We start from the raw sequence: 4873 nt of genomic DNA, 5'->3' as shown, positions 1-4873 counted from the left end.
GATGATGCGCCCGGCATCGAGGCACATCACGCGCTCGGAAAACCGCATCACCGCCTGCATGATGTGCTCGATCATGATGATGGCAATGTCCTCGCCGGCAAGGCTGAGCAACAGATCGAGAACCTCGTCGACCTCGGCGCTGGAGAGCCCCGCCATCGCCTCGTCGGAGACCAGCAGTTTTGGGCTCGCGGCCACCGCGCGGGCGAGTTCCATCTTGCGCAGCTCGACCTGGCTCAGCGCCGCGGTCGAGACATGGGCTTTCGCGGCAAGGCCCATCCGGGAGAGGATCGACATCGCGACGTCCAGCCGCTGCGCCGGCGTGCCAGTGTGACGGGCGGCGAAATCGAGCGCCACCATCAGGTTCTCGACGATAGTCATGCTGCGGAACGGCCGCGGAATCTGAAAGCTGCGCGCAATACCGCGGTGTGCGCGCGCGCTGGCCGGCAGTTGCGTGATGTCCTCGCCGCAGAACCGCACGGTGCCCTTCTGCGGCAGCAGCGCGCCGGAAATGCAGTTGATCAGCGTGGTCTTGCCAGAACCGTTCGGTCCGATAAGCCCGAACCGCTCGCCCTTGCGGATCTCAATCGATACATTGTCGAGCGCGACGAAGCCGCCAAAGCTGCGGGTCATGGCGTCGATCGCGAGCAGCGGGGCGTCTTGTGCGGGGCCCAAAATCATTTGCGTGCTCCGGTGCGCGGCGAGAAGCTGCGGAACAGCCCGATCAGGCCCTTTGGCGCACCGACCACGAACAGCACCAGCATGATGCCGAGCACCAGCACGTTGACCTCCGAGGAGATCGTCACCGCCAGCACCTGCTGGGTCGAGCCGAGCAGGATGGCACCGAGCACCGGGCCGATCCAGTGCGCGGTGCCGCCGATCAGCGCCATCGCCAGCACCGAGACCGAGTAGTTGAGATTGAAGGCGGAGGAGGGGTCGGCATATTGCAGATACATCGCGGCCGGAGCGCCGGCGGCGGCGAGCAGCGCGCCTGAGAGCACGCAGGCGAGCATTTTCAGCCGCAGGGTCGGCACGCCCGTGCACTCGGCGGCGAGTTCGTCGTCCTTCAGCGCCTGCAGGCCGCGGCCGATCCAGGAGTGCTGGATGTAGCGCGTGATCGCAACGGAGACGACCACCAGCAGCGCCTGCACGAAAAACAGCATTTTGACGTAGCTGTCGAACGGCGCCGTGACTGGCGGCCGCTGCAGCTGGATGCCGGCAGCGCCCCCGACATAACGCCAGTTCATGACAGTCGTCTCGATAATGATGGCGAGCGCGATCGTCGCGATCGAGAAGAAGATGCCCTGCATGCGCAGCGTGAGCAGGCCGACGGCGAAGCCGAGCAGGCTGCCGACCGCGGCCGCGACCGCGATCTGCACCAGAAGCGGCGCGCCGAACGCTTTGGTCAGGAATACGGCAGTGTAGACGCCGGCGCCGAAGAAGGCATTAGTGCCGAAATTCACGTAGCCCGCGGCACCGCCGAGAATGCTCCAGGCGACCGCCAGCACGATGAATTGCAGGATCACATAGCCGGCGAAAAACGGATACTCGTTGCGCAGCAGCAGGCTTGCGAGCAGGACGGCCAGCAGGAAGAGCGCGGCGCCGGTCCAGAAGGCAATGTCGCTACGGCGCACGGGTCACCTGCCGAGCAAGCCTTGCGGCCGCACGGCGAGAATGCCGAGCAGCATCGCAAAGGAGACGGCGGGCGCCCAGGACGCGCCGAACAAAGTCAGCACGATGGTCTCGGCCACGCCGAGGATGATGGCGGCGACCAGCGTGCCGGTGATGCTGCCGAGCCCGGCCATGACCACGACGCAAAAAGTCCGTCCGATATAGACGCGGTCGAGCGTCGGCTCCACGGGCGCGACGATGATCAGCAGCGCGCCGGCGATGCCGAGCACCGCGGTCGCAATCCCGAAAGCGAACTGCTTGATCTTGACCGGATTGGCGCCCATCAGCCGCAAGCCCTCTTCATCCTGCACGACGGCGCGGATCGCGCGGCCCATGAAGGTCTGCGACAGATAGATCGAGAGCAGGCCCGTCAGAGCGATCGCGACCCCGAAGGCGACGAGCTGGCGGAGTGGAATTCGCAAGCCGCCGAACCGCCAGGCCTTGCCGATATAATGCGCCGTCACCGAGCGCTGATCGACGCCGAACCAGAGGATGATCAGCACCTCGATGATGAAGGCGACGCCGAAGAAGAAGGCGATGCCGCGCACGCCGGCCTCGCTGCCGCGCCGCTCGAACGTCTCGTAGTAGAGACGGTAGGTGACGAGGCCGAGCAGGAAGAACACCGGCGTGAGCAGAAATCCGGCGATGAGCGGATCGAGGTCATAGAGATCGTTCAAAAGATAGACGCCATAGGACGCCAGCACCAAGAACGCCGGGTGCGCCACCTGCGGCACGTCCAAGAGCCCGAACGAGATCGACAGGCCGACGCTGACGGCCGCATAGAAGCAGCCGAGCAGCATGCCGAGCACCACTGCGTCGCGCAGCAAGTCCCACGAAAACACCCGCGCTACCTCCTTGCCCGCAGATCGCCTGAAAGCATGATGAATGTCGTTCGGTACACGGGGGCAGCGCTCACCTCTCCCCGCTTGCGGGGAGAGGTCGCATCGCATCTGAAGATGCGATGCGGGTGAGGGGGAGCCCCCGCAAACTCAGTCCCTTGAGACTCCCCCTCACCCCAACCCTCTCCCCGCAAGCGGGGAGAGGGGGCTCACCTTCAGCGCGGCGCCTATCGAACCTCATTTCATCATGCCTAGTTGCGGGCGGCCTCGAAGGGGGTGATGAGCTCACCGGTCTTCAACCGCTCGGGAAACAAGATGACCTGCTTGCCGGAGGAACGGAACTGATCGAGGTTCTTGTCCTTGACGCCGCGGAATTGTGCCTCGAGCGTCGCTGTCTCCTTCCACTCGCCGTCCTCGGCAAATTCGATCGACCCGACGATGGTCTTGTGCACGTGCTCGCGCAGATATTTGGCCAGCGTCTTCTGGTCGAGCGATTTCGTCGCCGTGACGGCCTGTTCGATCAGCTGGCCCATGGCAAAGCCGTAAGGCGGAAGATAGTAGCCGAGCGGATCGACCTTGGCCTCGACGGCGCGCTTGGAATAGGTCTCGAAGAACGCCTTGGTGCCGTCGAAGTACATGCTCGGTTCGGGCAGCCAGCTATTGTAGTTGACGACGCCGTTCAAGAGCGAGCCCAGATTCTCCATGACGCCTGCGAACTGCAGGCCGACCATGGCGCCGCCAAAGATCTTGACGTTGTCGCCAACCCCGATCTCGTTCACGGCGCGCAGGATCGCCGCCGAATCCGGCGGATAGGAGGCGACATAGACGATGTCGGGCTTGGCCGCATTGAGCGCGCGGATGATCGAGGAGAACTCGGCGGTCGACGGCGGATAGGTCTGATCGAACACGACCGAGAGATCCATCTTCTTGGCGACGTCGCGCGCGGTCGTGATCAGGTTCTGGGCAAATTCCTGGTCGGCCGAGAGCATCGCAACCGTCTTGCCGCCGGCCTTCTGCCCGAGGCCGAGAAAGCCCCTGGCCCAGGCGTCGGCCGGTCCCCACGGCGCATTGTTGAACCACATGTCGTGGTGGATTTTGCTGTTCACCTGGAACGAGAAATTGCCCATGAGCAGCATGCCGCGCTGCTTGACCAGTGGCATGATCGGCGCGGTCGGAACGGTGGCGTAGGGCGCGAACAACAGGTCGACCTTGTCGACGTCGAGCAGCTTTGCGTAGATCGCGGGCGTCTCGGAGGCGCTCGATTTATCGTCATAGACGACCAGCTCGACCTTGCGGCCGAGCAGCCCGCCGCGGGCATTCACGTCGTCGCGCCAGATCTCGATGCCGAGCAGCGAGGCCTTGCCGCCGGCAGCCAGGCCTCCGGTCTGCGGCATCGACATGCCGATCCTGATCGGCGGCTCGTCCGCGCGGCTGGCCGAAGTCATTCCCAATGCGGCGACGGCCATTGCCCCGCCCAGCAGCGTTCTGCGATCCATTTGTCCTCCCCTATGCGTTTCTCTCTGCACACGTGGCGCGTGTGCGCTTGTTGCCACCCCAAATCCCCAATCCGCCGTGCCAGACGGCCACGCAGCCGCCGTCAGCTCGCCGCCGGCGCCGGTGCCTCGGTAGTTATTCCTTCTCTGGGGGCTGGTTTCAAGATCGCCGAAGGATCGGAGCCGACGCGCCCGGTTGTTTTGTCGACGGCGCTTTCGCGCGCCAGTTTGAGATCGAAGCGGATCGAGGGCAGGCCCTTGATCGGGCAGTCCGGATCGCCGGTCTCGATGTCGACAGCGAGATCGCCGGAGGAGCCGAACACGACATCGTCGGCCAGATGCGGGTCGTCGCGCAGATAGAGCGCCGTGACGAGCTCGCGATAGCCTGGCGCGGCCACAAGGTAATGGATATGGGCCGGCCGCATGCCGTGACGGGCCTGGGCGCGCACCATGCCGCCGACCGGCCCGTCCATCGGGATCGAGTAGCCGAGCGGTTTGACGGTGCGCAGATAATAGGCACCGTTGGCGTCGCTCGCGAATACGCCGCGATAGTCGACGGCGCCGGGGCCTTCCTGCACGTCGTAGAGGCCGTCGGCGCCGGTCTGCCAGACCGAGACGGTGGCGTTCGCGATCGGCTTGTCGTTGATGTCGGTGATGCGGCCATACAGCACGCATTCGGTGCCGGGCTTGACGTGTTTGGAGATCTGGCTAGCGAGCGGCAGGTTAGGCGCGACCTCGCGATAGAACGGGCCGAGCAGGCTATTATGGGTCCCCTCCTCGATCGCAGTCAGGTCGTGCAGGCTGTTGACCAGCGCCGAGAGCCCAAGCGTGTCGGACAGCAGGATGAACTCCTGCCGCACCGGCGTACAGGCC

At 64.8% G+C, this 4873-nt stretch carries 5 protein-coding genes; all 5 read right to left on the bottom strand.

Annotation, left to right across the window (positions count from 1 at the left end; genetic code table 11):
* On the bottom strand, positions 1 to 678 hold a 678-nt coding region (locus JOZ76_RS06300; protein ID WP_291697767.1), incomplete at its 3' end, for an ABC transporter ATP-binding protein.
* A complete protein-coding gene (locus tag JOZ76_RS06295; RefSeq protein ID WP_291697766.1) occupies positions 675 to 1631 on the bottom strand; it encodes a branched-chain amino acid ABC transporter permease in 957 nt (318 codons plus the stop codon). The genes JOZ76_RS06300 and JOZ76_RS06295, both read right to left, overlap by 4 nt.
* A 3-nt stretch (positions 1632 to 1634) precedes the next feature.
* Complete coding sequence (locus JOZ76_RS06290) at positions 1635 to 2510, bottom strand: branched-chain amino acid ABC transporter permease (RefSeq protein WP_291697765.1); 876 nt, start codon at positions 2508 to 2510, stop codon at positions 1635 to 1637.
* 248 nt (positions 2511 to 2758) lie between these two features.
* Complete coding sequence (locus tag JOZ76_RS06285; RefSeq protein ID WP_291697764.1) at positions 2759 to 4003, bottom strand: amino acid ABC transporter substrate-binding protein; 1245 nt, start codon at positions 4001 to 4003, stop codon at positions 2759 to 2761.
* A gap of 101 nt (positions 4004 to 4104) precedes the next feature.
* The coding region (locus tag JOZ76_RS06280; RefSeq protein ID WP_291697763.1) for a dioxygenase family protein at positions 4105 to 4873 on the bottom strand (769 nt) is incomplete at its 5' end.

Source organism: Bradyrhizobium sp. (genome assembly GCF_019244115.1).
GTDB lineage: Bacteria > Pseudomonadota > Alphaproteobacteria > Rhizobiales > Xanthobacteraceae > Bradyrhizobium.
Note: the sequence above shows the minus strand (reverse complement) of the source record. Positions and strands in the feature narration are given on the sequence as shown.

Coding starts and splice junctions, on each gene's coding strand:
- JOZ76_RS06285 (WP_291697764.1), bottom strand. CDS start 4,003: ATGGATCGCAGAACGCTGCTGGGCGGGGCAATGGCCGTCGCCGCATTG.